Here is a 25750-nt window from a genome sequence, read left to right on the forward strand (position 1 = left end):
AGATGAAGAAACGTATCGCTGCGGACATGACAAAGGGCTGAGCGTGCTTTCCTTCCTGCGGTCCCTTTTTGCTCGGCGCAAATTTCGCCGGCTTCCCGTGGTTCGTTTTCAATCCAGGCCGATCGATCTCGGCATCGACGGGGCCCCGTATTCGGGCTGGGAAGTCGCGATCCTGGAGGCGTCCGGCGGTACCGTCGGCACGGCGACGTACAGTCTGGCACCTCGAATCGATCGGGTATTCGTCCATCGACTGGAAATTCTCGCGTCGATGAGACGCCGCGGCTATGGTCTCGCCTTCCTGTCGTATCTGCATCGAACGTATCAGTTGCCTATTACCGTGATCGACGAACTGCCGGATGGCCGACCGTTCTGGCTCGCCGCGAGAACCTTTCAATCCGGAACATTGCGGGTAACGTCCGGGAAATCGTCCGATGAGTTCCGCGACGAACTGCTTCAATGGCGGCATCGGCAGGCGGTCATGCTCGGGCTGCGCCCCCAGTCGAAGAAAACATCGGATTCCTAGGAAAACCTGCATGCCGCCCCTCGCGTAAACGGACTTGCTTGCCGCTCATGCGCGACATAGATTGTCGTCATCGAGGTCCGATTTTCTGGAGGTGCCATGCAACTATTCGTCGAACGTGTCGACGTTTGGGCGGCCACCATCGAGGACAAGCCGGGCGGTCTTGCGCATGTGTTGAACGCGTTGCGGGATGCTGGCGCTGATTTGCAATTCGTTGTCGCCCGACGCACGCCCGAAGCATCAGGCAAGGGGGTCGTGTTTGTCGCGCCGCTACAGGGAGACAAGGAGATCCGTGCAGCCACGCAGGCGGGATTCAATGCCACCTCGGGCCTGTACTCCATCCGTGTGATGGGACTGGATCAAGCAGGGATCATCGCAGAGCTGACCCAGCAACTGTCGGACGGCGGGATCAATCTCCGCGGCGTATCCGCTGCCGTGCTCGGCTCGCAGTTCATTGCTTATCTCGCGCTCGGCTCGCAGGCCGACGCCGATAGGGCGATGGACATTTTGCAAAGGGCTTGACCAGCCGTTGTTGTCCCGTGTCTTTGCGTGCCTTCGCGCTTCGTTGTGCCATGTGCGGCAAGTACAGTGCGACGGCAGGTGGATTGAATAGCTCGACGGTAATCGTTCACAGTTGAGTTTTGATGAAAAATAGACGCGTTGTGATAAGAATACTTATCCCGACAACGTCGATGCGAATGAATGTCGCTGTTGAACTCGCCGCCTGGCATGTTCGGTCGGAAGGGGCGGCGCTGCGGTAGCGAGGTGCGTGACGCGCGCGCGTCGAAGTCCCGGACGAGATCGGAGCATGATGCAGGGCAGGACGCCGCCCGCGCATCCCTGCTCAATCGCGCGTCCGCCGAAGCGCGCGCCCCATCTCGGCGATCGGCATCGCCGCGATCGAATTCAGCAACCGCGTCTCGCCGGCGTCCGGGCGCGCGATTGCCCGCACGTCATCGAGCGTCTGCGCCACGTGGCGATCGAGCGGTTCGAGAAAGCGCCGCAGCTCGCTCTCCGCCGCCTTGTCCCTGAGCCCGATTGCCTGTCCGAACGCGATCAGCGCATCCACATCGATATCGACAAATCGCGTCGCGGTGCCGAGCGGCATCGTCAGTTCGCAGTGCGGCCAATGATCGCCACGATGGTCGGGCCGGTGCGTCGGCGTGTGATACACGACCGTGCTGACGATGTCATAGAACGGCGCAAGCCGGTAACCGCGCGCGTCGACGAAGAACGACAGGTTCTTCAGGTGCGCGTCGGCATTGCCGACCACCACGTTGAACACGGTCCAGCGGAATACCGACAGGCGTGCCAGCGCGCGCGTGCTGGTGCGGTCGATCGCGCGGGCAAGCTCCTGCGCATTCGCGCGCTGGTACTTGAAGCCGCGGTCGTAGTTGAGCAGCTGCATCGCGTCGATCGTATGCACGCGCCCGGCCGGCGCCGACGCGACGTCGCGGTCGAACCGGTCGATCACGTAGCACGCGGATGGCGCGCGCAGGAAGTGCACGTCGGGCACGTCGAGCCCCATCCGCTTCGCGAGCTTCATGCAGAAGAATTCGTTGATCGCCGAGTGCGGGTAGCCGGCCGCGCGCATGTCCGGCTTGAGCAGGTGCATCGACGGCTCGCTGCCGACCGGCTCGTACAGCGTGTAGTCGGATGCGTTGCCGCGCAGCACCACCAGCAGCTTCTGCTGCGCGCCGGCCGCCGACATGCGCTTGGGTGCGGTCGCCGTCAGCGCGCGCTCGGGCATTGCCTGGATCCGGCGTTCGAGCTCGTCGAGCGGCAGTGGCTGCAGGCTGCCGGGCGCTTCCTGTTCGCCGTCGGCCAGCAGCGTCAGCGCGCCGGCCGATTCGCGCCCGAAGTACGCGAGCAGGCCCCACGCGTCGGCGGCATCGACCTTCGCCTCGCGCGCGAGCGACGTGCGCATGCCTTCCTCCGGCAGCAGGTTGTCGAAGAACCACTGGACCGGGCGATCGGTCGACGTATCGGTGAAGGTGCCGGCGCGCAGCGCGAACGCCGGCGACAGCGGGTAGGCGGTCGGGGACGCGAGCCATTGCGGGTCGTACGCGAACGACCAGATGCCTTTGTCGTCGGTCAGCGTGCCCATGCGCTCGCCGTTGGCGGAGGCGATCAGCGTTCTAGCCGCCATGGCTGCTCCTGCGGCGTTGCGCGGCCTTCAGCGCGGTGGCTTCCGAAATCTCGACCGACGACTCGGCGTACAGGCGCACGCCCAGCTCGCCGAGCAGCATCATGACCTTGCCGATTTGCGCGGTCGGCTTGCCGGCTTCCACCTGGCTGATGAATTTCGGCGACAGCCCGGTCGCGTTCGCGAGTTCGTCGCGCGTGAACCCCTGCTGGAGCCGCGCCGCGCGGATGAGGTGGGCGAGCGCGCCGATCGTGTCGACGGACTGGGACTCCGACATGACGTTCTCCGTACTTCGTATCTGATCGGGAACAGTATTGCACAACTCGGCGGCCCGGGCATCATTTCGTATCCGTACAGGAACGAAAGTCCAGTAAAAGGACTCGGAACATCGTTTCGTACCCGAACGGGAACAAAAGCTCGTAGAGCTGTATGTTGAAACCGCCTTCGTATCCAATCGAATACGAAAAAGTGTCGAGCCGGCCAGGCCGGCGAGGACGCATGGCGCCGACGGTTATCCGCCGCCGGCGATCACGGTCAGTGGGCCAACGTCGTCGTCGACGGCCCGCGCGGCGCGCGTCCGTCATTCCACAAACAGGTCGGGCCCGAACCTTGCGCCCCGCAAGCGCCGCCCGCGGCCGCACCGCGACGTGTCACACATGACGGATTGGGAGGGAGGCGCGCATGGAGCCGATGCCGGTCGTACTTCAGTGGGATGCGGTCCTCGTCAGGATCGCCCTCGCGCTGGTCGCGGGCGGGCTGATCGGTCTCGATCGCAGCGAATCCGGCAAGACGGCCGGGCTGCGCACGACGATCCTCGTCTGCCTTGCCGCGTGCCTGTCGATGCTTCAGGTCAATGCGTTGCTGCTGCAGGCCGGCAAGCCGCAGGGCGCGTTCTCGGTGCTCGACCTGATGCGCCTGCCGCTCGGCATCCTGACCGGGATGGGCTTTATCGGCGGCGGCGCGATCCTGCATCGCGACGGCCTCGTATCCGGCGTGACGACGGCCGCGACGCTGTGGTTCGTGACCGTGGTCGGTCTGTGCATCGGCGGCGGCCAGTTGTCGCTCGGCGCGCTCGGACTCGTGCTCGGACTCCTCGTCGTGTGGCCGCTGCGGCTGGTCGAGCAGCGCGTGCGGCGCGTCAGGACGGCACTGATCACGATCGAGTACGAATTCGGCTCGCCGGCGCGCGAGCGTCTGACGACCGGGCTGCGCGACGCTGGCTTCGCGTGTCGCACGCGCGGTTTTCGCGAAACGGCCGCGCGTGCGGCGCGCGAAGAGGAACTGTTCGTAGCGTGGCGCGAACCGACCAATGCCGATGCGATGCTGCCTCAATTGATCCGGATCGCCGAATTGGCTGGCCTGACGTCGATCCGTTATTCCGCGGAGAACTGAGCCGCACGACGCTTTCCGAGCGTAGGTTGGCTGCGTGCCCCGTGCCCCGTTCAGCGTCCGGCTTCCGCTCCGGCGCCGTCGTGCGAATCGCCGTTCGGGCTGGGCGGGCTCATCGCGAGATGAAGTGCGGCCGGGTCGACCGGTTTCACGAAATGCTCCAGAAACCCGGTCGCGAGACAGCGTTCGCGATCCGCGTTGCGGCCATAGCCGGTCAGCGCGAGAAAGATGCACGGCGTGACTTCGTTGATCGCCTTCAGCCGCCTCAGCAGCTCATAGCCGTCCATCACCGGCAGCCCGATGTCGAGGATCGCGACGTCGGGACGGTAAGCGCGGTACGCGGCCAGCGCGGTCACCGGGTCGTGCACGACGGCGACTTCGTGACCGGCTTCGCGCAGCCATTGCGCGAGCGTCGATGCGGCATCCTCGTTGTCGTCGACCAGCATCACGCGCCGGCCGGTGCGGCCCGGCGCCATGTCGCGGATGCCGTGCGGCGGCTGCGGCGCGGCCATTGCCACGGCTTTCGGCCGGTACTCGGGCAGTGAGATCGTAAACGTGCTGCCGCAGCCGGGTCCGGCGCTGTCCGCGCGCACCGTGCCGCCGTGCAGGGTGACGAGACTGCGCACGAGCGCGAGGCCGATACCGAGGCCGCCGTGCGCCTGCTTCGCGTCGCCGTCGAGCCGGTAGAACGGCTCGAAGATGCTGTCGAGGCGGTCGCGCGGAATGCCGGCGCCGTTGTCGCTTACCTCGACGAGCGCGGTGCCGTCGGCGCCGCGGGCCGCGCGCACCGTGACGTCGCCGCCCGGCAGCGTGTATTTCGCCGCGTTGGTCAGCAGGTTCGCGACGACCTGCGACAGCCGCACCGAGTCGCCGTGGCAGCGCGCGTCCGGATCGGTGTCGACATGCAGGCGGTGACGGCGCTGCTCGAACAGCGGGCTCGCGACCTCGACCGCGCGGTCGACGATGTCCGCGAGCTGCACAGGTTCCTTCTTCAGCGCGATCTTGCCGCGCGTGATGCGCGACACGTCGAGCAGATCGTCGATCAGCCGGACCATGTGATCGAGCTGCCGCTGGATGATCGCGATCTCGTTCGGCGTCGCCTGGCCGTTGCGATGGCGGATCAGCTCCAGCGCGAGCGAGATCGGCGTCAGCGGATTACGCAGCTCATGGCCGAGCACCGCGAGAAACTGATCCTTCGCCTGATTCGCGTCACGAAGTTCGCCGAGCAGCCGGTCGCGCTCGGCATTCGCGGCGACGAGCTTCTCGCGCGCGGCGACGTGCTCGGTCACCTCGACCGCGCTGACGATCACGCCGAGCCCGTCCGCGAGCGGCTGCGGATTGAAGTGCAGCCGGTACACGCGGGCGTCGTCCGGCTCGGGCCGGTCGCGGTGCTCGCTGATCGTCGTCGAGCGGCCCAGCGTGCGGGCGGTTTCCAGCGCGCGCACGATCGCCGGCGTATCGCCGCCGGGTAGCACCGACGTCAGCCGCTGGTCGACGATGTCGGTCCGGCCGCACAGCTCCGAGAAACGGTGATTCGCGAGCACGATCCGGTGTGCGGCGCCCGACAGCAGCGCGATCGGCAACGGCGCGTGCATCAGGACGCCATTGCGTTGCTGCTCGGCGTCCTCGCGACGGCGGATCTCGTCGCTCAGCGCGCGCGAGCGCTGCTGCGACAGCGCCAGCGTCAGGTGCAGCTCGTTTTCGTCGTTGCGCAGCGATGCGTCGGGCAGGATGCGGCGATGCAGCGCGCATACATGGCGGAACGTCTCCGATTGCTCGGCGCTTGGAAACACGTCGCCCGGATAGCCGCAGTAAAGCGAGAAGCGATGTTGCTCGATCAGCTCGTTCCATAGCGCTTCGAGCCGCAGCGCACCGGCGTACCGCTCCTGCGCGCACAGCAGCGCGACCATTTCGCCGAACACATGCACGGGTCGGCCGGCGCGGACCGCCGCTTCGACGATCGTGCCGATCGAGCGGCGAAAGCGCGTGGGGTCAGGGAGGTCGCCGTCCATGAAGCTGTCGAGCAGCGTCTGCGCGCTCGACATGAAGATGCGCTCGCGGGCCGCGTGGCCGATCGGTGCGCCGAGCGTGCGCAGGCGTTCGTGCACTGCCGCGAGGCAGTCGGGTCGCGCGATCACGATCGCGCTGCCGCCCGCGCGCAGCGCATCGGCCGCGAACAGTGCGACTTCCGACACGAGCTGCGCATCGGACTCGTAGAACTGGACGAAGTGATCGGCCCGCATCGGTGCCGATTCCAGCAGGGGAGATGCAGTTTTCATCGCTCACGACCAGACAATGCCGTTGGCGGCCGGCGATTCCGTGCCGCAGCCATATCCGGGCCGACGCGAGCAAGCCGCGTGCCGCGCGTGCCCCCAGGCCCGAGGGCCGTGCGGCATGAGCCCGGTATGCGCGGGCGGTGCCGGATGACGCTGCGTTTGTAAATTCTGCCGCGGATCGCAGGACGGATGCGCGATCAGGGTGGCGCGGTAGAGGCGGCTCGACGGTCAGTCCCGAGCCGGAGTGGTCGCCGGTCAGTGACAAGGCCGGACGAACCCGCGGCGCGTCGGTGGCGCGGCGCAATACCGGCGCCGGATCGCGGCGCCATGCCCGGCGCCCGACGGCCAAATGCTCAGAACTTTACGCGCAGCCCGTGCGACGCGCGGCGACCGGTGCTCGCGGCCATATCGATCGATGGAATCGTCCGATGGACGCGCTCCGGGTGACGGGGGGACGGTGTTCTTATGCAACGGGGTGCCGTGCGGCGCGAGGCCGATGTGCTACGCGCGAACGCCTGTCATCAGGAAAACGTCGTCGCGACCATGATGCCGAACACCAGGCCGAGCGCGATGCCGGTCAGCCGGCCGTAGATGGATGCGCGCACATTGTCGTCCAGCTCGAACGGCGAGCGCTTGTGCTTCCATACCGTGCTGAATGCCACCGGACGGGTCAGCAGCACGGTGCATGCGATCAACACGGGTGTCGCGACGAGCATCGCGATGCGCGGCCCGTTCCAGTCGACGCCATGCATCATCAGCGAAACGAGCACGGCGAGCGGCACCTCGACGCACAGGCCGAGCAGCGATCCGCCGACGAAGGAGTCTCCCGGTGATTGGAGCATGGTCGTCCGTCCGTTCGAATGAAAGCCGCACCCGTTTGCGAGCGGCTGAAAGGGCGACCGCGGCCCTTGTCGGAGGCCATGGTCGATCGTGTGGCCGGATGTTAAGGCAAATTGTCGACAGGTTGTCGGCTATTCAAGCTATTTAACAAATGTTCGATGGAAACCGGGTATCGTGCGCGGCACGGGACGAGCGCGCCGTGGTACAAGTCGGGCTTCGCACGCTTCGTGCGCGACGCGGCGCGGTACGCCGGCGACGCGCGTCGGGCGGCCTGAGCGGCAGCGATCAGCGAACGACAAGGACTCGACCGCACACCGCTCAGGCCCGAAAACCCGATCTGAACGCGATTCGACGGCGCGCGTGCAGTCGCAAAGCATTGCCGATCAATTTCCCGGCCGGTGCGCTGAACGAGTCGGCATGGATCCTGTCGCGATTCGACGGCTGCTGGCGCTGGTTCGCGGATCGGGACGATTCGCGGTGGTATCCGGCGGCCCGGATGTTCCGGCGCACGGAGCCTGGGCGCCGGGACGACGTGATCGAGCAGTGGCGCGTGCACTTGAAACCAACCAGGGGACTGCAACATGATCGAACATCTGACCAATCATCCGGCGACGATCGCCTGCAAGGTGTGTGGTGCCGACGCGGACATCTGCGGCGTGGTCGATTTCTCGCGTTGCGGCGCGGACATGATCGCCGGGAAAAAAGTCGATCCGTTCGTCGGCGTGCCGATCTACTACTACGCGTGCAGGCAATGCGGGTTCACCTGCACGCCGGCCTTCGACCACTGGACGCACGATGATTTCGCGCGTCACGTGTACAACGACGACTACGCGCGCCACGATCCGGAGTATCTCGAGCATCGTCCGCAGCAGCATGCCGACCTGATCTGCACGAGCTTTCCGTCGATGCGGGAGAACCGCATTCTCGATTTCGGCTCGGGGCTCGGGCTGCTGGAAAAGAAGTTGTCCGCGCGCGGGTTCGCGGATGTGACCTCGTACGATCCGTTCAGCCATCCCGTCGCGCCGCAGGGGCAATTCGATGCGATCCTGTCGTTCGAAGTCTTCGAGCATCATCCGGATCCCCGCAGCCTGTTCGCCGACATCATCCGGTACAGGGGGCCTGCCGGCGCACTGCTGTTTCAGACGTCCCTGATCACGCCGGAGATCCTTGCGCGTGGGATCGAGCAATGGTGGTACTGCGTGCCGCGCAACGGGCATATTTCGTTCTATACGAGCCACGCGCTGACGCTGCTGGCGACGCAGCATGGGCTCGAATTCGGCTCGTTCAGCCCGGAATTGCACGTGGTTTTCGATCGTGCGTCGGCGCCGGGGTGGCTTTCGAAGTTCTTTCAGTGAAATGGGGCGCTCAGTCAGCCGCGACATCGGCTGCCAGGAATCCGAGACGCCATTGTTCAGGAGGCGATCCATCATCCCGAGCCGGATATCCACACCACGCACGTCGCCCCGCAGGCGCGAGATCGGCCTCATTCGCGGCTTTCACCGTCAATGCCGCCCGGCCACGGAGATGAAGCCTCGCGCGAGGCAGTGCCGTTCGCGCGTCGGCCGCCGTTCTTGATGCAGGTCACGTGAGACGCCGAAGCGTCGGATCAGGATGAACGTGTTCGGCCGACAGCGCCGGCCAATGCCGGCCCGCGCTTGTCGCTCGCGGCTCGGCCGCGGCCATCGGAGGGCTCGTCATGGATCACGGGAATGCACACGTCGTCTGGTTCGACGACCTGCGGCGCGGCGACGTGGCGCGCGTCGGCGGCAAGAATGCGTCGCTGGGCGAATTGATCGGCAACCTGTCCGCACAGGGCGTGAGCGTGCCACCCGGGTTCGCGTCGACAGCGGACGCTTACTGGCGATTCATCGATGCAAACGGATTGAGGCAAGCCATCGGCAGCACGCTCGAGGCATTCGGCGCACGCAAGATGGCGCTCGCCGAGGCCGGTGCGTCGATCCGGCAGGCGATCCTCCGCGGAGACTGGCCCGACGACATCGCCGACGCGATCCGGGACGCGTATCGGCAACTGTGCCGACAGGCCGGCGGAGACGACGTCGATGTCGCCGTCCGCTCGAGCGCCACCGCCGAGGATCTTCCCGACGCGAGCTTCGCGGGCCAGCAGGAAACCTATCTGAACGTGCGCGGTGAGCATGCGCTGCTCGCGGCGTGCCGCCGATGCTATGCGTCGCTGTTCACCGACCGCGCGATCTCCTACCGCGAAGAAAAGGGCTTCGATCACTTGCGCGTCGCGCTGTCGATCGGCGTGCAGCGGATGGTGCGTTCGGACCTCGGCGCGGCCGGCGTGATGTTTTCGCTCGACACGGAAACAGGATTCGACAAGGTGGTGCTGATCAGCGCGGCATGGGGGCTTGGCGAGAATGTCGTGCAGGGCACCGTGGACCCCGACGAATACGAGGTGTTCAAGCCCTTGCTTGGCGATCCGGCGTGCACACCGGTCATCGGCAAGACGCTCGGCGGCAAGGCATGCAAGCTGATCTATGCGCGCGACGAGAATGCACCGACCCGCAACGTGCCGACCTCGAAAGCCGAGCGTGCCACCTTCGTGCTGGCGGACAGCGACATCCTGGCGCTTGCGAAGTGGGCCTGCGCCATCGAGGCGCACTATGGCCAGCCGATGGATATCGAGTGGGCGAAGGACGGCGTAAGCGGAGAACTGTTCGTCGTGCAGGCACGTCCCGAAACGGTGCAGTCCCGGCGCGAATCCAGCGCCATCAAGACCTACCGACTTGGTCAGACCGGCCGCAAGCTGCTCACCGGCGTCAGTGTCGGCGAGGCGATCGCGGCCGGCAGCGTGTGCGTGATCGAGAGTCCGCACGACATGGGGCGATTCGTCGACGGCGCGGTACTGGTGACGCACACGACCGATCCCGACTGGCTGCCGGTGATGCGTCGCGCCGCGGCGATCGTCACCGATCATGGCGGCCGCACGTCGCATGCCGCGATCGTGAGCCGCGAGCTCGGATTGCCGGCCATCGTCGGCACCGGCAACGCGACCCGCATGCTGCACGATCAGCAGGAAGTGACGGTCTCGTGCGCGGAGGGCGAGGCCGGGTTCGTGTACGAAGGCATCGCGCAATACCACGTGGACGCGATCGACCTGACCGACCTGCCGGCCACCCGTACGCAGGTCATGCTGAATCTCGCGAATCCGGCCGCGGCGTTCAGGTGGTGGCGACTGCCCGCCGATGGAATCGGGCTCGCGCGCATGGAGTTCGTGATCAGCAACCATATCAAGGCCCACCCGATGGCGCTGGCCCACTACGACGCGCTGACGGACGCGCATGCGAAGCGCGAGATCGCCGCCCTGACGTCGGGGTACGACGACCCGTCGAACTATTTCGTCGACCGGCTGGCGCACGGCCTCGCGCGTATCGCGGCGGTCTGTCATCCCGCGCCGGTGATCGTCCGCATGAGCGACTTCAAGACGAATGAGTACGCGCATCTGGTCGGCGGCGCGCAGTTCGAACCGCTGGAAGAAAATCCGATGCTCGGATTTCGCGGCGCGTCACGCTACTATTCGCCGCGCTACCGTGACGGATTCGCGCTCGAATGCCGAGCCATCGCGCGGCTGCGAAACGGCATGGGATTCAGGAACGTGGTCGTGATGATCCCGTTCTGCCGGACGCTCGACGAGGCGGACCGCGTGCTCGAGGTCCTGGCCGCCAACGGACTGAAGCGCGGCGAAGACGGATTGCAGATCTATGTGATGTGCGAAATCCCGTCGAACGTCATCCTGGCGAGCCAGTTTGCGCAGCGCTTCGACGGCTTCTCGATCGGAAGCAATGATCTGACCCAACTGACGCTCGGCGTAGACCGCGACTCGGCGGAATTGGCCGGGTTGTTCGACGAACAGAACGAAGCCGTGAAGTGGATGATCGCCCGCGTGATCGAGTCCGCCCGCAACGCGGGGGCGAAGGTCGGCTTGTGCGGCCAGGCGCCGAGCGATCATCCGGCATTCGTCGATTTTCTCGTGGCGTGCGGCATCGACTCGGTTTCCGTCAGCCCTGACAGCTTCATCGCGGTCAAGCGGCGCGTGGCCGTCGCGGAAAGCGCTGCGCCCGGTGAGCGTGCGTCGCCGGAATGAGCCACATCCAGTCGGCCTCGCCGCCAATTGTCGCGGCCTGCTCGCGTATCGAAAAGAGCGCCGACGAGCGTTCGCCGCTGACGAACGCGTCGTCGATCTGACGAAGCCGCCGGATTTCAGCAAATGTACGGAGATGCGCGAAACCGGCACGCGCAGCCGCGCGTACTCGAGCGCTTCCCGTGCGATCCGATAAAGAACGGAGGCTGCCGCGGCGTCCACGCCGGTCTCGGTTAGTTCGGTATCAATCTTCACGCCATATCGCGAGAACAATTCCTGCGCGAGCCCTTCGTGAAGCTCGGAAGCGAGACGGGTCCGTTCGGCCTCGCGGGTACGCTGCAATGTGCGCGCCAGTTCGCGCAGCGCGTGTCGCGATTCACGCCATTCCCGCTCGGTCGCATTGCGCCGCGTGACGTCCTGGAAGGTCAGCAGAACCGACGCGCGGGAGGATTCGGCTGAACCGACCGATTCCCGAGCGTGGCGGCGCGCACACGACCGTCCCGGATCGGAATGAACGCAGGGTCAAGCCATGCCCGTGCGCGGTCGGCCATCTTCCGAGCGAGCGAATGCCGCCTGCAGTACAGGATGCACGTCGGTGAGCCAATGATCGCCGGTAAAGAGTCCGTAGTGGTCGCAGTCGTCGATGTCGACGCGTTGCCGCGCATTCGCTGCGAGACCGCTGCACATGGCCAGCGCGGCATGGGTCTGGCCGGCACCGGTGACGGCATCGCATTTGCCTTCAACGGTCATCAACGCGATCGAGCGCAGCGCGGCGGGATCGACCAACTGGCCGTGAACGTGCCAAGTCCGGTTTGCCAGGCATGCCCGCTGGAAAACGATGTCGACCGTATCGAGGAAGTACTCGGCGGGCATGTCGAGGAGCGTCAGGTATTCCCGCAGCGCGCGGCGTGCGGTTGCGAGTGCGTTGGCGTCGCCGCTCGACACCGCTCGTCGATAGCGATCGACCAGCGCCACGTAGTGTTGCGGATAGGCGAGCGCGATCTCGGCACGCTGCAGATAGGCCGGAAATACCTGTCGTCCGTATCCGGCGAAGCTGTGCGGCACCGTCTCGATCAGCGTGGCGCGACACCAGTCGAGCGAATGCGAGCGGGCCGCGATCCCGAGCGCACTCGGATTGATGCGGGCATCGAGGGGGCCACCGATCAACGTCAGGCTCGCCGGCAGCGCGGCACCGCGTTGTGCGCGCAGCGCAATGGCGCCGAGCGACGGAAACGTCGCCTGACAGACCGCGACGACGTGCACCGGGCGCGCGTCCGCAAGCAGGGTATCGATGAAACCGTCGAGCATCGACACGTATTCGTCGAGGCCGAATCGGCCCGCGTCGCGCGGCACATCGCGCGCATCGATCCAGTCGGTGATGCAGACGTCGCCGTCGGCCAGCAGGGTCTCGACCGTCTCCCGCATCATCACGGCCACATGGCCGGCCAGCGGCACGCAGAGCAGGATCACGCGTTGCGCACCCGCGTGCGAGAAGCGGCGCAGCGTGCAAAACGGAGTGTGCGCGACGATCGTTTCGTCGAGGTCGATGCGACGGCCGCCTACGTCGATCGACTCGATGGCGAACCGTGGCGCGTCGGGCTGCAGGTCGAGCAGGGGTTCGAACAGGTCGGTGTAGTACGACGACGCGGCATCGGGCCAAAGGCCGCATGTGAACCGCGCCGCCGTGTCCCACGTTCGCAACCATTGCCGTTGCTGTTCGATCAGGTCATACCACATGGCGCATGGGCGGGAAGTCGCGTGAAATTCGGACAAGCCTACTGTCGCCGGATCGTGCGGCGACGGGTTGACCTGCATCAGCGTCGCCCCGATCGCCGGTGCATGAGCTGGTGTACGGATCCCGGACGGAAGCACGGAGTGGAACATGGACACGTCTCGACGCATACTCGTCGTCTTCTACTCGCGCAGTGAAACGACGGCGGCGGTCGAGCGGCGGCTTGCCGACCGCGAACGGCACATGAGCGCGTAGCGGGCAACGTGACGGCGCGGACGACGCGCGCGTCGCCCGATGCGTGACGGTCGATCACACGACCTGCGATTTGCGAGCCGGTCGCCTCGCGGACGACGATGACGGCCCCATGCCTTGCCCGAACCACGGAATCTCGGCACCGAGCGAGGCGACATACCGTGCCCAGCCTCCCGGGTTGTCGGAGAACAGCCACGCGCATACGGGCTCCGCGAGGGCATCGCGATCGAGCGGCTCGTCGAGTAACAGCTGCGGCCACAGACAGTATGCGTGGAGGACCGCGCGCGTGAATTCACGCACGGTCATGTGCGCGAATACCTGATTCAGCAGTGGAATGTCCGCGAGCATCGGCTGCGCGGCCAGCAGCGAATCTAGCGTCCTGTCATCCGGTTCGTATTCGAGCACGCAACTGAGCGTTCGCAGGATGCTGCCCAGGTGCACGAGCAAGGCGCGGCGAGCTTCGGCTTCGTTTGGCATGGGTGGCGTCCGGATTGGCGGAACGGATTGCTCCGCGTGTTTCCTTGAAATCTATGAGCGATGTCGCGCGAGAACGTTGATGGCGGTCAATCACAGCAGTCAGGACCGTTCGGCATATCGGCGACGGTGGCCTCAGCAGCGCGCGTATTGCCAGAGCGGGATTTCACGCCGCACCGGGCGACGGGAAGTTCGACGCGAAGACCGGGCAAGCAATCCGGGGCTGTCCCGCGAGGCGTGCGCATCGGTGTTTCGATGGGCCTGCATCAGACGAATCGGGGAACGTTTCGATCGTTCGCGTCTGCCGGATGACCTGCATCAAGAACGATTGCCCGGCAGGAGCGAATATTGATGTTCTTGCATGTCGACCTCTACATGTGCCGTGCCGTCTGCGTCTTCACGTTCATGATACGGACACCATCATGCCCGCCTTATTTACGAACACGTTGAATCGCCAGATCATTTCCCGTTCCGAAGCATCGGCACCGAGCGTGTCAGCTGCTACGCCTCACCAGCATCACCGGATCGACGCCGATGGCGACCGGCTGCTGAGTCCGCACGAAATCGCGATCCTGATGGTGCTCGCCAGCGAGCCGCGCCGCCAGCAGGGCGACCCCGTCGACCTGCGCTGCCTCGTCGATCGCGGTCTCGTTCGACTGGATGCAGCATCGCTTGCCGAGGCGCCCGCCTGCCTGTCGGCCGACGGGCGCCAAATGGTGTTGCGACTCGCCAGAAGCGATCGCACCAGGCAAGGGCGCAACGTCGACGTCACGACTGCATTTCGCGCGATCGCGGCGGAAACATCGGCCGGGATCGCGCTCCACGCCGCGCGCTGACCTGTATCAATTCCGCGCGGCGCAGCGGGAATTACCGTTGTCTTCATCGATTGCGGACAGGAGTCGATGGCCATGAAAAGCGACAGCGAGCTGAAGAAGGACGTCGAACAGGAACTCGAGTGGGATCCGTCGATCGATGCGGTGCGCATCGGCGTCGAAGTGCACGAACGCATCGTGACGTCGACTGGTCAGATCGGCTCGCCGAGCGAACGGCGGCTTGCCTTCGATGCCGCGTGGTCGGCGCCGGGCGTGCGCGACGTGGTCGATCAACTTACCGTTGCATGATGGTTCGGGTGGCGGCGGACATCGATCGATGGTCCGCCTTGCCCCGGCCGGGAGAACGAACATGAATGCCGCGATGCTCTGTACCCGCGATGTCGCCATGTGTTCGGCACGCGCAACCGTCGTCGAGGCGGCGGAAATGATGCGCGACGCGCACGCCGGCGATCTGATCGTCGTGCGCGAAGAGGAGGGGCGATGCGTGCCGGTCGGCATGGTGACCGATCGCGACATCGTGCTGACGGTGGTCAGCCCCGATGCGGAGGCCGGTTCGCTGTTCGTCGGTGACATCATGTCGGCGCCCGTCGCGACCGCGAACGTCGACGACGACATCTGGCTGCTCGCGAAGCGGATGCGCCAGCACGGCGTCCGTCGATTGCCGGTCGTCGGCGACGACGGCGAGCTCGTCGGCATTGTCTCGCTCGACGATCTGCTGCGCGCGGCCGCGGCGCTGCTCGACGAGTTGCGGCTCGTGGCGGCCCGCCAGCCGTATTTCGAGGAGAAACAGCGTGGCTGATCCAGTCGGTTCCAGCTTCCGTCGCGCCGGGCATGACGCAGCGGCGGTCTCGATGCCGGTGCGATGCGCCCCTCGGCCGCGCGCGATCCCATGACACGCGGCCGGCATACCGGCCTGCGCACCCCGATGCGCCGGTGGCTCGGCGCAATCGGTCTCTGCCTGCTGCTGTCGAGCGCGACGACGTGGCTCGGGGCGATCCACGACCATCCGGTGAGCATCGGTGTCTTGACCGGCATGACCGCGCCGGAGTGTGGGCGCGTGAGCGCGCGGCCGGCTGGATCGCTGCTGATGACACCGATTCCCGAATACGACGTCTGCCTGCCGCTGTTCGTTTATCGCGCATCGTATCCGGATGCCGCGAGCGACGTCGCGTCGTACCGCACCTGGATCCTGCAGCAGCGGGTCGGTGAATTCTGGCAATTGTTCGGCTATGTGCTTCTGCTGTGGGCCGCGATCCTGGGCCTCGTTGCCGGTCCGATATGGATCTTCCGGCGGCAGGCCGGATATCGTCATCGCGCCTCGCGGCGTGGCGCGACCGATGATCGAAGCGGCATGCGCTCGCACGGCAAGCAAGGGGGTAATCATGACGATTTCCGGTGAATTGAACGCGGCGGACTGGACCGTGGCGATCGAAACGGTTGGCGTCGCGAGCGGCGGCTATAGCTGCCGGGTCCACGTGATGGTCCGCTCGCCCGACTGCAAGTGCGAGCATGTCTTTCCGCATCACCGGGTATTCGCGACCGAGCGCGAGGCTGCGCTGGAGGGGTTGCGCAGCGGAATGACATGGATCGAAATGAAGAAATCGGACACCTTCACGTACTGACGGACGGCGGTGCTCACCGTCATCTGCGCTGTATTCGAACCGGCGAGCACGGCGATACGAACCCTGCGCGAGGCATGACCTGAGACCTGCGAATGCCGCGTCGCCGGCATTCCGCCGGGCCGCGGGCATGCGTTGATCCCGATCAAAGCCGCGCGGCACGGCCTCAATACGATGGATCGCATCTCCGCGAAGAATGACAACCATGAACAGGCTCAGACGCGCATGCCGCGTGCTCGTGCTGTGCGCGTCGGCGTGCTGCGTTCCGACGCAGCCGGCACATGCCCAGCATGGGCGTCATGTCCCCCGCCAGGAATTTCACCGCAGGGATTTCCACGGGCGGGACTTTCGCCACTTCGCGCCGAGGGAGCGTGCGCGATGGCAGGGCGGTCGATGGGTGCAGGACTGGCACGGCGGGCGTTACGCGTGGTGGTGGATCGTCGACGGCTACTGGTACATCTATCCTGAACCGATGTATCCGTATCCGACCTACATTCCGCCGGCGATCGTCGTTCAGCGGCCGCCACCGACCCCGGCCCGGCTGCCGCCGGCACGCACGTGGTACTACTGCAACGACCCGCGCGGATACTATCCGTATGTCGCGTCGTGCAATGGCGTGTGGACCGCGGTTCCGTCGACCCCGGGCCCCGCGCCGCAATGACGGAAGCGACGCTTGTCCGCAACGAAGCGGCCGGATACCGGCTGCACGATTGCGCACGAGCGACGCGGGAGGGCACATGATGAACGGATTCTGGCCGGACGCTGACGTCGACGACGTGCTGCTGGCGGATTGGTATGAACTGACGATGATGCAGGCCGCGTTCGATGCCGGAATGAACGACACGGCCAGCTTCGAGTTCTTCGTGCGGGCGCTGCCCGAGCATCGGGCATTCCTGATGGCGGCGGGACTGGAGCACGTGCTCGACTATCTGGAGGGCCTGTGCTTTACGGCCGCCACCCTCGAGCGACTGGCCGCGACCGGGCGCTTGCGAGCGGATTTCCTCGCGTCGCTCGCCGGCTTCCGCTTTACGGGCACCGTCGACGCGATGCCGGAAGGCACGGTGTTTTTCGGCGACGAACCGATCCTGCGGATCACGGCGCCGCTTCGCGAGGCGCAGTTCGTCGAGAGCCGCGTGATGAACCTGCTCCATTACGCGACGCTGGTTGCCAGCAAGGCCGCACGCGCCACGCTCGTCGCGCATGGCAGGTTGCTGGTCGACTTCGGCCTGCGGCGCGCGCATGGCGCGGAGGCGGCGATGCTGTCCGCGCGGGCCAGTTACCTTGCAGGATTTTCCGGCACGGCGACCCTGCTCGCCGGCTTGCGTTACGACATTCCCGTCTATGGCACGATGGCGCATTCATACGTCCAGGCGCATGACGACGAAGCGCTTGCGTTCGAGCATTTCGCGCGGTCGCAGCCGGATAACGCGTTGCTGCTGATCGATACGTACGATACGGAGCACGCGGCGCACAAGGTAGTCGAACTGGCGCGGCGGCTTGCGCCCGAGAACGTGCGCATCAAGGGCGTCCGGATCGACAGCGGCGATCTGGCGGCGCACGCGCGCAACGTGCGCGCGATTCTCGACGACGGCGGCCTGACGGACGCGACGATCTTCGCGAGCGGCAATCTCGACGAACACCGGCTGCAGGAACTTGTTCACCAGCATGCGCCGATCGACGGTTTCGGAATCGGCACACAGATGAGTACGTCGGCGGACGCACCGTGCCTCGACTGCGCGTACAAGCTCGTCGAGTATGCGGGCCGGGCGCGCTGCAAACGCTCGGAGGGCAAGGCCACGCTGCCCGGCCGCAAGCAGGTGTTTCGGGAATACGGCCCGGACGGGCGAATCACCGCCGACAGCATCGGACTCGACGGCGAACACATCGACGGAACCCCGCTGTTGCGGCCCGTCATGATCGGAGGGGCGCGACTCGCTGCCCCCACGCTCGGCGAGAGCCGCATTCACGCAATGCGCGAACTGTCCACGCTACCCGATCCGATGCATGCGCTGATGCCCGTCATGCCGCTGCAGCCGGCGATTTCTCCGGCGCTGTCGGCACTCGTCGCGCAGGAGAATGCCAGGTTGGACACGCCCGCTGGGCAGCAAGCGGCATGATCGATGCCCATCTCCCGGCCGGCCGCGCGATCACGCTGAGCGACAAGGTGGCCGCGTTGCGCATGCCCGCAGCCTGGCCAGACGGCACGGGATCGGTCGAGGCCGTGGAGACGCACATGTCATGGGTATTCCTGACGGACCGGTACGCGTGGAAGCTCAAGAAGCCCGTGCGCGCGCCGCAACTCGATTTTCGAACGCTGGCCGCGCGGCATCGCTTCTGTTGCGAGGAGGTGCGTTTGAACCGTCGGCTCGCGGCCGACGTCTATCTCGACGTGGTGCCGCTCGTCATCGACGCCCGCGGTTGCTTGCATGCGGGCGGACCTGGCGAAATAGTCGACTGGCTGGTCAGGATGCGGCGCCTGCCGGCTGCACGCATGCTCGACCGCGTGTTGTCGCGTGGCATGGCTACGGCAGGTGATGCGTGTCGCATCGCGGCTCGCCTGAGCGCGTTCTACCATACCCTGGCACCCGCGCGAATCGACGGTTCGGCTTATCGCGAAGCGCTGCGTTGCACGATCGACGCCAATGAACGCGCGTTGTGCAAGCCACTCGCGGGCCAGTCCGCCGATACCGTGCGGACGCTCTGCGCGCGGCAGCGATCGTTGCTCGTCTGTGAAGCCGCGCGCTTCGACCTGCGTGTGCGACAGGGGCATGTCGTCGAAGGGCACGGCGATCTGCGTCCCGAACACGTCTGCATCGACGATCCGGTCGCGATCATCGATTGCCTCGAATTCTGCAGACGACTGAGAGTCCAGGATGCGGCCGACGAGGTCGGCTTTCTCGCGCTCGAATGCGAGCGTCTCGGCACACCGGGTTTCGCGGACGCGCTCGTCAATGCCTATCGCTCCGCGAGCGGCGACGATGTCGATGACGGATGCGTGAATTTCTACCAGAGCTGCCGGGCCATGACGCGCGCGCGGCTCGCCGCGTGGCACCTGCGCGAGCCCGCATTCAGGGTGACGCCGGTCTGGCGCGATCGCGCGAGCACGTACGTCGCGCTCGCCCGGCGGCACGCCGACGACTGCGAGCTTGCTTGGGTGGCAAGCCATGTCAGCGCCGCAACAGGTCCGTGAGCGAGCCGCCGCGATGGATACGCGCAATCGCCTCGGCAAACAGCGGCGCGCTGTCGAGTATCGCGAGCTTGTCCCTGAGCGGCCCGGCCGGCACGCGCCAGGGCGGCACCGTGTCGGTCACGGCGATGCCGGCGAGCGCGTCGCCGCCGAGCAGGTCGGCCGCGTCTTCAAAGAACATCCCATGCGTCGCGACCGCGTAGACGGATTGCGCGCCGAGCGTGCGGCAATCCTCAGCCGTGCGGGCCAATGTCGTCCCGGTGCCGATCAGGTCGTCGACGATGACGGCGCAACGGCCGGCGACCTCGCCCACGATCGGCTTGGGTGTCACGATGCCGCCGCTGCGCAGCTTGCCGGCGAACGCCGCGTCGGCCGGGCGCCCGGTGCGCGCTTCCAGCCGTGCACGGAAGTCCTCGGCTCGCCGCACGCCCCCTGCGTCGGGCGATACGACCACGACCGGCCGGTCGCCGGCTTGCCCGGCGAACCATTCGACCAGCATGCCGTTCGCCTCGAGATGCTCCGTCGGGCAGCGAAACGCGTTCTGGAACGCCGCGATGTTGTGGATGTCGATCGTGACGACGCGATCGACGCCCACCGCTTCGAGCAACGTGGCGACATAGCGCGTGGATACCGGATCGCGCGGCTGGGACCGGCGGTCCTTGCGCGAGTAGCACAGGTAGGGCGTCACCGCACAAACGCGTGCGGCCGACGCGTCCTTCAACGCGCCGATGAACAGCAGCAACCGGCACAGCTTGTCGTTGACGGAACTGCCTGGCTCGCCGTGCAGCGACTGCACGACGTAGACATCGTGTCCGCGCACGCTGACAAGCGCACGCGTCTTGTGTTCGCCGTCCTCGAACGGACGTTCCTCGTGCGCGGCGAGCGTGACGCCGAGACGGGCCGCGATTCGTTCACCGAAGGCGCGACACGAGGCGAAGGCAAACAGGCTGAAAGGGAGTCGTTCCATGGCATGGCTACCTCGATTCATGCAGTTATCGGGCGTTGCGAATCATGACGCGCTTTGACGTGTTCAACGGTGATGCGGACGGCATCTGTTCGCTTCAGCAGCTCCGGCTCGAGATGCCGGCCGAGTCGGTGCTCGTGACGGGGCCCAAGCGCGACATCGCGCTGCTCGCGCGCGTGCCGGCCGCCCGAGGCGACATCGTCACCGTCCTGGACGTTTCGCTCGACGCGAACCGCGCGGCACTCGATGCGCTGCTGGCGCGCGGGGTCGACGTCGACTATTTCGATCACCACATGCCCGGCGCCGTGCCCACTCATCCGCACCTTCGCGCGCATATCGACACGGCGCCGGACACCTGTACGAGCATCATCGTCGACCGGTACCTGGCGGGCCGGCAGCGACTCTGGGCGGTGGTCGGCGCCTATGGCGACAATCTCGTCGGCGCGGCCGGCAAGCTCGCCGCCGCCTGCGGCCTGACGGATGCCGATGCCTACCGTCTGCAGGTGCTTGGCGAATCCGTGAACTACAACGGGTACGGCGATCGCCCGGACGATCTCTTCATGGCACCGCTGGCCGTGTATGCGGCGGTGCGGCAATATGCGAACCCGCTCGAGTTCGCGAGGTCGCCCCTCGCGCGGCGGCTCGACGCCAACCGGCGACGCGATATCGCGCGGGCGGAGCGACAGCGCGCGAACATCGCACTGCCGGGGGCGGACGTCTATATCCTCCCCGCCACGCGCTGGGCGCGTCGCGTGCGCGGCGTTTTCGCCAATCGGCTCGCGCGTGGCGACGCGGCACGCGCTCACGCGGTGCTGACGTTGGCGGTCTCGGGTGGGTACACCGTCAGCGTTCGCGCGCCCGTCGCCGCGCCGTATGGCGCCGATCGTCTTTGTCGCGCATTTCCGGAAGGCGGTGGCCGGGAAGGGGCGGCCGGCATCAACCGGCTCGCGCCGGAGCGCCTCGACGCGTTCGTCGAGGCGCTCGCGAACGCGTACCCCGCCGCGTGAGCCGACGCAGGCGCGCTCGTCGGTGCGGTACGGCGTAGCCGGAACGGATGTCATCGGGACGCTCCTGAACGGTGGCCGTTGCGCGGCAGGACTCGCTGCAATCGTGGCGCCGCGCATTGCCGGGCGGTTGACGCAGGTCAAGCCTGCCGGCCGCCCCGCCCGGGAAGACGAGCCGCCATCATCGGCGGGGAGAGGCGTCGTGGAGCACCATGCGGAGGTAGTGCGCGGCGGGCGCTGCTCGGCACGATTGCATCGGCGCTCGCGCTCCGGACCGACGCGCTGTATTCGACGGCGGCCGCGCTCGATCTGCTCGCGTTTGCCGAATGGCGCGACCGGTCCATCCGGCTAAGTGCCGCGGGCCATGTACTCGCGCAAAGCGACGACGATGCCCGGCGGTGTCTGTTTCGCGAGCATGTCGTCCGGTTCGTGCCGCTCGCCGAGCATATCGACGAAGTGCTGGGCGAACGCGAAGGGCATCGCGCGCCGCGCGAGCGTTTCGAGCTCGAACTCGACGATCATCTCGATCCGCGCAGCGCGGACCAGGCGCTGCGGGGCGTGATCGACTGGGGCCGCTACGCGGGATTGTTCGACTACGACGACCATACCCGCACGTTCGGCCGCTGACCGCTCGGGCTGCATGTCGGTCGCGTGCTTGATCGGCATCAAGCGTCTCACGGCGGGGCGTGCGACGCTGGACGAACCGTCGACGCAACCGCGTCGATCCGGCAGACACGCTCCGCAACTCGACGTCAATGACCGTTCACGGGAGGACTGACCATGAACTGGCTTTCAGAATACTTCGCCCAGCGCACGAGCCCGCTGGCGCTTTCGCTCTGGGTCCATCCGCCGCTCGCGCTCGGGCCCGACGGCCCGATCTGTCGGGAGCCTTACCGCCTGCCGTACCCGGGCGTGGAACTCGTTTTCACACCGGCGGAGGCGGTCGAGCGCGGCGGGAAGATCTATACGCTGCCGGCACGTTATGACTCCAGGGGGCTGCTTGCCGCGCGCAGCACGGCGCATGACGAGGCCACGTCGTTCTTCCGCGAGGTAACGATTTTCGCGCCGTCGCAGTTCAATTGCGACTTCGTCGTGACGGTCAACGGCGAATTTTCCTTCGTGCCGTCGTTCTGGCAGGACGGGTCGCCCGGTTTCTCGGGCGTCTGCGCGCCCGCCGCGAGCGGTTGCGCGACCGGCGAGAAAGCCGGTCCACCGTGGCTGTTCCAGGGATATCTCAGCATCTAGAGTGCGTTCCCGCCATCGGCGGGAACCGGCGTCACGCGCGCTCGTCCGCGCGTGTTCGCCAGAAGGCGAGGCACGCGAGCGCGCCGAGCATTCCGCCGAGATGGGCGAAATGCGCGACACCGCTCGTGTCGCCGCTGAGGCCGGACAGCAGTTCGGTCAACGCATAGCCGGTCGCGAAGAGCCATGCGGGCATCGGTACCGGTGGAAACAGCAGCATGACGCGTCGTTTCGGAAACAGTACGGCATAGGCGATCAGCGCGCCGAAAACGCCGGCCGACGCACCGACGGTCGGTGCGTCGCTGGGCGGCAGGGCCCGGATCACCACGAGCTGCGTGATCGCGCCGGCCAGCACGCTCGCCAGATAGAGCGCGAGAAAGCGCGCGCGCCCGAGCACGCGTTCGACGTCGCGTCCGAACATGTAGAGCCCGAACATGTTGAACGCGATATGAGCGAGGCTGGCATGCAGCACGCTGTAGGTCAGCAACTGCCAGACGTGGAAACCCGGTGCCGCCGGCACGCCCGGTCGTGCCGGCGGCCATAGCGCGAACAGATCGATGAGCACCGGCCCGCCGCTCGCCTCGGCGATGAACACGGCGAAGTTCACCAGAATCAATGCGTAGGTCATGGCGACGGAATCCGCGGGACGGAGGTGGCGTTGCCGGCCAGCGGTGCGACCGGAATCGAATTTCACGACATACCGCCACGTTATCGGTGGCACGTGCGTGGCCGTTGAGGCAGATCATGGACGGTCGCAGCCTCGCAGCCTCGCCGCCTCGCCGTCCGCGCCGCGTCAGGCACCGACGGCGAGCGGCAGGTTGACGTGCGTCAAGCCTGCCCGGGGCGCCGCGCTTACCCTGAACTCGGGAAACATGCGTCGCCGCGGGGCGGTGCGCATGCGTATCGTCCATGCAAAGGGCAATGGGAGCTTCATCATGCACATCGGAAGAATCAGTACCCAACCGGTCGAAACGTGCACGGCCGAATGCAGTGCGTTTGAACTGGCCGATCGCATGCGGCACGCGCATGTCGGCGACATCGTCGTGATCGAGTACCGCAATGGCGAAGCCATTCCGATCGGCCTGATTACCGACCGCGACCTGGTGATCGAGGTGATGGCCCGCGGCGACGATCCGGGCGACGTGACGGCCGGCCAGATCATGTCGCGGGGTCTCGTCGTCGTGTCCGACACGGACGAGATCGGCGTCGCGCTCGAAGAGATGCGCCGGTCGGGCATTCGGAGACTGCCGGTCGTCGACGATGCAGGCCGCCTCGTCGGTATCGTGACGCTCGACGATATCGTCGAGCATCTCGCGGGGTTGCTCAGCGGCGTCGTGGAAGTCGGCAAGCTGCAGCAGATCGAGGAGCAGCGTTTCCGCGCGTGACGTTGCGGGGCCGGCGCCCGGCGCGGCCGGGCCGCTTGCCCGAGGCATGCGCCCCGCGCGCTCATGTGCGCAGCGTGGCGAGCAACGGCGCCCAGAACGCGGGGCTTTCGTACGCCGCGGCATCGCAATCGGTGTCGAAACGAATCGCGATCGCGGCTTCGGCTTCGGTGAGCGGGTCGGCATGCCCGATCTGCCGGGCCAGCACGGCGGTGTCGGCATCGGAGGCATCGTGTCCGCGTGCAGCGCGGGCAGCGACGCGCGCGGTGAGCGTTGCCCGACTCGCGGTGAAATCGAGTATTGCGACGCGCACGCCGAGCCGTGCGGCGAGGGCGACGAACGCCGAACGGTTGTGCTGGCGCAGGAACGTCGCGTCGACGATCGCCGTGTAGCCGCTGTCGAGGACCACACGCGCCTCCGAAAGCAGTCTTTCGTAAACCTCGTCGATCGCCGTGTCCGAATACGCGCCGGGGGACAGGCGGGTGTCGGTCGATGCACCGGCCAGGCGCTTGCGCTCGACGTCGCTGGACAACCTTATGGCGCCGAGTTGCGCGGCCAGCGCCCGGCTGGCCAGCGATTTGCCCGAGCCGGAAACCCCGTGACACAGGAGCAACACCGGTTGCGCTTCGCGTCGCGCATCGGCCATCGCCGACGCAATGCGCAAGTAGCCGGCGCGCGCCGCTTCGTCGCCGCGCAGTCGGGCGGTCAGCGCGCGTACCAGCGCACGGTAGACGAAGTAGCACGGCAGCACGCCCAGTGCCGCATGGTCGCCCGTGCGTGCCAGCCAGCCGGAAAGGAGGCGGTGGGCACAATCCGCACGTCCATGAGCGGAGAAATCCATCAGCGCGAACGCAAGATCGCTCGCCACGTCGATCCAGCGCAGCGTGTCGTCGAATTCGATGCAGTCGAACATCAGGATCCGGTTCCGCCAGCATACGATGTTGTCGAGATGCAGGTCCCCATGGCACGCGCGCACGAAACCGAGCGCATGCCGATCGGCGAGCAGCGGTGCGATGCGGGTCAGTTCGGCTTCGTACCAGGCGCGCAGCGCGGCTTCGTCCGGCACGGTGACGTCGAGCGTGTCGAGCAAGGGCCGGCACTGGGCGGCGACGCTCGCTGCGCTGCCGGCACGGCCGCGTGGCGCACGGCGCGACGCGTGCAGATGATGGCGGGCCAGCGTATCGGCGAGGGCGTCCGCATCCGCCAGACCGTCGTCGTGCGATGCGCTGCGAACCGACAACATCGCCCGCGCGTCGAACCGGCGCATGCGCACCACGTACTCGCCAGGCACCGTCTGCTGCCGGCGCCGGCGCCCGCCGGTCGGCACCGGTGCAGCGAACGCGCATCGCCGGCCGTGCGAGACGAGCGGCCAGACACCCAGGTACAGCGGGCCGGCGAACGGCCGATTGAGCGTGCACTCCGCGAGCGCGCAGCGGCGCCGCAGTGCGGGCCGCATGAGATCGACGAAGGCGAAGTGCACCGGCTTGATGCGCTTGTACGCGTAGCGCCCGGCCAGATAAATGACGGACAGATGGGTTTCGATCCGCTCGATCCGGCCCGCGGGGTGGGGATAGGTGGCGGGTCGGCGCATTGCGCGATCGAATTGCGTCGACTTTCGTCGGGCATCTCCGCGACTCAGCGCGAACGGAACATGCGGCGATCGGGGCATGATGAACGGATCGGTTATACGGGGCGCGCGTTCGGGTTGCCGCACCCGCTGGAGTGGGTTCGAAACGAGCATCGGGCATGGCATGTTCTCGCCAGCTCGATGTCACTGGATCGGGT

At 66.6% G+C, this 25750-nt stretch carries 26 protein-coding genes; 17 read left to right on the forward strand and 9 right to left on the reverse strand.

The window, feature by feature from the left end; translation table 11 throughout:
- Nucleotides 1-43: 43 nt before the first annotated feature.
- Together DIE08_RS36110 and DIE08_RS08490 are read left to right on the forward strand one after the other, a co-directional pair.
- The gene (locus DIE08_RS36110; RefSeq protein WP_260436478.1) at nucleotides 44-523 is read left to right on the forward strand and encodes a hypothetical protein; all 480 of its coding nucleotides are present in this window, start codon (nucleotides 44-46) and stop codon (nucleotides 521-523) included.
- A 96-nt stretch (nucleotides 524-619) separates the two neighbouring features.
- Nucleotides 620-1042 carry an ACT domain-containing protein gene (locus DIE08_RS08490; protein WP_124901603.1) on the forward strand — a complete coding sequence of 141 codons (423 nt, stop codon included), beginning with the start codon at nucleotides 620-622 and terminating at the stop codon, nucleotides 1040-1042.
- Between the two features lie 322 nt (nucleotides 1043-1364).
- On the opposite strand, the gene DIE08_RS08495 is transcribed toward DIE08_RS08490, so the two are convergent.
- Both DIE08_RS08495 and DIE08_RS08500 read right to left on the reverse strand, forming a co-directional pair.
- A complete protein-coding gene (locus DIE08_RS08495; protein ID WP_124625371.1) occupies nucleotides 1365-2669 on the reverse strand; it encodes a HipA domain-containing protein in 1305 nt (434 codons plus the stop codon).
- Entirely contained in the window at nucleotides 2659-2943 is a 285-nt protein-coding gene (locus DIE08_RS08500) for a helix-turn-helix transcriptional regulator (protein ID WP_059602554.1), read from the reverse strand. Before DIE08_RS08500 ends, DIE08_RS08495 begins: the two co-directional genes overlap by 11 nt.
- 404 nt (nucleotides 2944-3347) lie before the next feature.
- Between DIE08_RS08500 and DIE08_RS08505 the strand changes: the two genes are divergently transcribed.
- Nucleotides 3348-4058, forward strand: a complete 711-nt coding sequence (locus DIE08_RS08505) for an MgtC/SapB family protein (protein WP_124901604.1) — start codon at nucleotides 3348-3350, stop codon at nucleotides 4056-4058.
- Between the two features lie 50 nt (nucleotides 4059-4108).
- On the opposite strand, the gene DIE08_RS08510 is transcribed toward DIE08_RS08505, so the two are convergent.
- Nucleotides 4109-6298 (reverse strand): ATP-binding protein, encoded by a 2190-nt coding sequence (locus tag DIE08_RS08510; RefSeq protein WP_124901671.1) that lies wholly within the window; start codon nucleotides 6296-6298, stop codon nucleotides 4109-4111.
- 554 nt (nucleotides 6299-6852) lie between these two features.
- Nucleotides 6853-7173, reverse strand: coding sequence for a hypothetical protein (locus tag DIE08_RS08515; protein ID WP_124625365.1), 321 nt, complete (start codon nucleotides 7171-7173; stop codon nucleotides 6853-6855).
- A 579-nt stretch (nucleotides 7174-7752) separates the two neighbouring features.
- On the opposite strand from DIE08_RS08515, the gene DIE08_RS08520 reads away from it, so the two are divergent.
- Together DIE08_RS08520 and ppsA are read left to right on the forward strand one after the other, a co-directional pair.
- On the forward strand, nucleotides 7753-8526 hold the full coding sequence (locus DIE08_RS08520; protein ID WP_124901605.1) for a class I SAM-dependent methyltransferase: 774 nt from the start codon (nucleotides 7753-7755) through the stop codon (nucleotides 8524-8526).
- A 341-nt stretch (nucleotides 8527-8867) separates the two neighbouring features.
- Nucleotides 8868-11279: a phosphoenolpyruvate synthase gene (gene ppsA, locus DIE08_RS08525; RefSeq protein WP_124901606.1), complete on the forward strand. Its 2412-nt coding sequence runs from the start codon at nucleotides 8868-8870 to the stop codon at nucleotides 11277-11279.
- 519 nt (nucleotides 11280-11798) lie between these two features.
- Here the strand turns inward: ppsA and phaZ are convergent.
- Both phaZ and DIE08_RS08545 read right to left on the reverse strand, forming a co-directional pair.
- Entirely contained in the window at nucleotides 11799-13013 is a 1215-nt protein-coding gene (gene phaZ / locus DIE08_RS08535; RefSeq protein ID WP_124901672.1) for a polyhydroxyalkanoate depolymerase, read from the reverse strand.
- A gap of 304 nt (nucleotides 13014-13317) precedes the next feature.
- The gene (locus tag DIE08_RS08545) at nucleotides 13318-13737 is read right to left on the reverse strand and encodes a hypothetical protein (protein WP_124901607.1); all 420 of its coding nucleotides are present in this window, start codon (nucleotides 13735-13737) and stop codon (nucleotides 13318-13320) included.
- Between the two features lie 305 nt (nucleotides 13738-14042).
- On the opposite strand from DIE08_RS08545, the gene DIE08_RS08550 reads away from it, so the two are divergent.
- The 8 genes from DIE08_RS08550 to DIE08_RS08585 all read left to right on the forward strand — a co-directional run bounded on the left by DIE08_RS08550 (nucleotide 14043) and on the right by DIE08_RS08585 (nucleotide 19376).
- Entirely contained in the window at nucleotides 14043-14570 is a 528-nt protein-coding gene (locus tag DIE08_RS08550; RefSeq protein WP_226117422.1) for a hypothetical protein, read from the forward strand.
- A 72-nt stretch (nucleotides 14571-14642) separates the two neighbouring features.
- Entirely contained in the window at nucleotides 14643-14855 is a 213-nt protein-coding gene (locus tag DIE08_RS08555) for a BON domain-containing protein (RefSeq protein ID WP_260436480.1), read from the forward strand.
- Between the two features lie 61 nt (nucleotides 14856-14916).
- Nucleotides 14917-15366, forward strand: a complete 450-nt coding sequence (locus tag DIE08_RS08560; protein ID WP_124625354.1) for a CBS domain-containing protein — start codon at nucleotides 14917-14919, stop codon at nucleotides 15364-15366.
- A gap of 90 nt (nucleotides 15367-15456) precedes the next feature.
- The gene (locus DIE08_RS08565; protein ID WP_260436481.1) at nucleotides 15457-15966 is read left to right on the forward strand and encodes a hypothetical protein; all 510 of its coding nucleotides are present in this window, start codon (nucleotides 15457-15459) and stop codon (nucleotides 15964-15966) included.
- On the forward strand, nucleotides 15950-16189 hold the full coding sequence (locus tag DIE08_RS08570; protein WP_124625601.1) for a hypothetical protein: 240 nt from the start codon (nucleotides 15950-15952) through the stop codon (nucleotides 16187-16189). The genes DIE08_RS08565 and DIE08_RS08570 overlap by 17 nt, the downstream gene beginning before the upstream one ends.
- A 394-nt stretch (nucleotides 16190-16583) precedes the next feature.
- Nucleotides 16584-16847, forward strand: a complete 264-nt coding sequence (locus DIE08_RS36115; protein ID WP_260436482.1) for a hypothetical protein — start codon at nucleotides 16584-16586, stop codon at nucleotides 16845-16847.
- A gap of 79 nt (nucleotides 16848-16926) precedes the next feature.
- Complete coding sequence (locus DIE08_RS08580) at nucleotides 16927-18303, forward strand: nicotinate phosphoribosyltransferase (RefSeq protein ID WP_124625600.1); 1377 nt, start codon at nucleotides 16927-16929, stop codon at nucleotides 18301-18303.
- Nucleotides 18300-19376 carry a hypothetical protein gene (locus tag DIE08_RS08585; RefSeq protein ID WP_124625348.1) on the forward strand — a complete coding sequence of 359 codons (1077 nt, stop codon included), beginning with the start codon at nucleotides 18300-18302 and terminating at the stop codon, nucleotides 19374-19376. Before DIE08_RS08580 ends, DIE08_RS08585 begins: the two co-directional genes overlap by 4 nt.
- Here DIE08_RS08585 and DIE08_RS08590 read toward each other — a convergent pair.
- Entirely contained in the window at nucleotides 19354-20340 is a 987-nt protein-coding gene (locus DIE08_RS08590) for a ribose-phosphate pyrophosphokinase (RefSeq protein WP_185633767.1), read from the reverse strand. The genes DIE08_RS08585 and DIE08_RS08590 overlap by 23 nt on opposite strands.
- Nucleotides 20341-20384: 44 nt before the next feature.
- Between DIE08_RS08590 and DIE08_RS08595 the strand changes: the two genes are divergently transcribed.
- The 3 genes from DIE08_RS08595 to DIE08_RS08605 all read left to right on the forward strand — a co-directional run bounded on the left by DIE08_RS08595 (nucleotide 20385) and on the right by DIE08_RS08605 (nucleotide 22586).
- Nucleotides 20385-21344 carry an acetyltransferase gene (locus DIE08_RS08595; protein ID WP_124625342.1) on the forward strand — a complete coding sequence of 320 codons (960 nt, stop codon included), beginning with the start codon at nucleotides 20385-20387 and terminating at the stop codon, nucleotides 21342-21344.
- Between the two features lie 78 nt (nucleotides 21345-21422).
- Nucleotides 21423-21968, forward strand: a complete 546-nt coding sequence (locus DIE08_RS08600) for an AAA-associated domain-containing protein (RefSeq protein ID WP_260436484.1) — start codon at nucleotides 21423-21425, stop codon at nucleotides 21966-21968.
- A 153-nt stretch (nucleotides 21969-22121) separates the two neighbouring features.
- Nucleotides 22122-22586, forward strand: a complete 465-nt coding sequence (locus DIE08_RS08605) for a hypothetical protein (protein ID WP_124625339.1) — start codon at nucleotides 22122-22124, stop codon at nucleotides 22584-22586.
- Nucleotides 22587-22617: 31 nt separating this feature from the next.
- On the opposite strand, the gene DIE08_RS08610 is transcribed toward DIE08_RS08605, so the two are convergent.
- Nucleotides 22618-23211, reverse strand: coding sequence for a rhomboid family intramembrane serine protease (locus DIE08_RS08610; protein ID WP_124625336.1), 594 nt, complete (start codon nucleotides 23209-23211; stop codon nucleotides 22618-22620).
- 307 nt (nucleotides 23212-23518) lie between these two features.
- Between DIE08_RS08610 and DIE08_RS36535 the strand changes: the two genes are divergently transcribed.
- Nucleotides 23519-23968, forward strand: coding sequence for a CBS domain-containing protein (locus tag DIE08_RS36535; protein WP_059602622.1), 450 nt, complete (start codon nucleotides 23519-23521; stop codon nucleotides 23966-23968).
- Between the two features lie 61 nt (nucleotides 23969-24029).
- On the opposite strand, the gene DIE08_RS08620 is transcribed toward DIE08_RS36535, so the two are convergent.
- A complete protein-coding gene (locus tag DIE08_RS08620; RefSeq protein WP_124625333.1) occupies nucleotides 24030-25634 on the reverse strand; it encodes a bifunctional aminoglycoside phosphotransferase/ATP-binding protein in 1605 nt (534 codons plus the stop codon).
- Nucleotides 25635-25750 lie beyond the last annotated feature (116 nt).

Source organism: Burkholderia sp. Bp9004 (genome assembly GCF_003858025.1).
GTDB classification, from domain to species: Bacteria; Pseudomonadota; Gammaproteobacteria; order Burkholderiales; family Burkholderiaceae; genus Burkholderia; species Burkholderia diffusa.

Bases quoted from the DNA above. Each gene is read 5' to 3' on its own strand.
- phaZ (WP_124901672.1), bottom strand. From the start codon at position 13,013: ATGTGGTATGACCTGATCGAACAGCAACGGCAATGGTTGCGAACGTGG.
- DIE08_RS08560 (WP_124625354.1), top strand. From the start codon at position 14,917: ATGAATGCCGCGATGCTCTGTACCCGCGATGTCGCCATGTGTTCGGCA.
- DIE08_RS08505 (WP_124901604.1), top strand. From the start codon at position 3,348: ATGGAGCCGATGCCGGTCGTACTTCAGTGGGATGCGGTCCTCGTCAGG.
- DIE08_RS08545 (WP_124901607.1), bottom strand. From the start codon at position 13,737: ATGCCAAACGAAGCCGAAGCTCGCCGCGCCTTGCTCGTGCACCTGGGC.
- DIE08_RS08590 (WP_185633767.1), bottom strand. From the start codon at position 20,340: ATGGAACGACTCCCTTTCAGCCTGTTTGCCTTCGCCTCGTGTCGCGCC.
- DIE08_RS08500 (WP_059602554.1), bottom strand. From the start codon at position 2,943: ATGTCGGAGTCCCAGTCCGTCGACACGATCGGCGCGCTCGCCCACCTC.
- DIE08_RS08520 (WP_124901605.1), top strand. From the start codon at position 7,753: ATGATCGAACATCTGACCAATCATCCGGCGACGATCGCCTGCAAGGTG.
- DIE08_RS08565 (WP_260436481.1), top strand. From the start codon at position 15,457: ATGACACGCGGCCGGCATACCGGCCTGCGCACCCCGATGCGCCGGTGG.
- DIE08_RS08610 (WP_124625336.1), bottom strand. From the start codon at position 23,211: ATGACCTACGCATTGATTCTGGTGAACTTCGCCGTGTTCATCGCCGAG.
- DIE08_RS08585 (WP_124625348.1), top strand. From the start codon at position 18,300: ATGATCGATGCCCATCTCCCGGCCGGCCGCGCGATCACGCTGAGCGAC.
- DIE08_RS08595 (WP_124625342.1), top strand. From the start codon at position 20,385: ATGACGCGCTTTGACGTGTTCAACGGTGATGCGGACGGCATCTGTTCG.
- DIE08_RS08605 (WP_124625339.1), top strand. From the start codon at position 22,122: ATGAACTGGCTTTCAGAATACTTCGCCCAGCGCACGAGCCCGCTGGCG.
- DIE08_RS08490 (WP_124901603.1), top strand. From the start codon at position 620: ATGCAACTATTCGTCGAACGTGTCGACGTTTGGGCGGCCACCATCGAG.
- DIE08_RS08510 (WP_124901671.1), bottom strand. From the start codon at position 6,298: ATGCGGGCCGATCACTTCGTCCAGTTCTACGAGTCCGATGCGCAGCTC.
- DIE08_RS08495 (WP_124625371.1), bottom strand. From the start codon at position 2,669: ATGGCGGCTAGAACGCTGATCGCCTCCGCCAACGGCGAGCGCATGGGC.
- DIE08_RS08580 (WP_124625600.1), top strand. From the start codon at position 16,927: ATGAACGGATTCTGGCCGGACGCTGACGTCGACGACGTGCTGCTGGCG.
- DIE08_RS08620 (WP_124625333.1), bottom strand. From the start codon at position 25,634: ATGCCCCGATCGCCGCATGTTCCGTTCGCGCTGAGTCGCGGAGATGCC.
- ppsA (WP_124901606.1), top strand. From the start codon at position 8,868: ATGGATCACGGGAATGCACACGTCGTCTGGTTCGACGACCTGCGGCGC.
- DIE08_RS08555 (WP_260436480.1), top strand. From the start codon at position 14,643: ATGAAAAGCGACAGCGAGCTGAAGAAGGACGTCGAACAGGAACTCGAG.
- DIE08_RS36535 (WP_059602622.1), top strand. From the start codon at position 23,519: ATGCACATCGGAAGAATCAGTACCCAACCGGTCGAAACGTGCACGGCC.
- DIE08_RS08570 (WP_124625601.1), top strand. From the start codon at position 15,950: ATGACGATTTCCGGTGAATTGAACGCGGCGGACTGGACCGTGGCGATC.
- DIE08_RS08515 (WP_124625365.1), bottom strand. From the start codon at position 7,173: ATGCTCCAATCACCGGGAGACTCCTTCGTCGGCGGATCGCTGCTCGGC.
- DIE08_RS08550 (WP_226117422.1), top strand. From the start codon at position 14,043: ATGACCTGCATCAAGAACGATTGCCCGGCAGGAGCGAATATTGATGTT.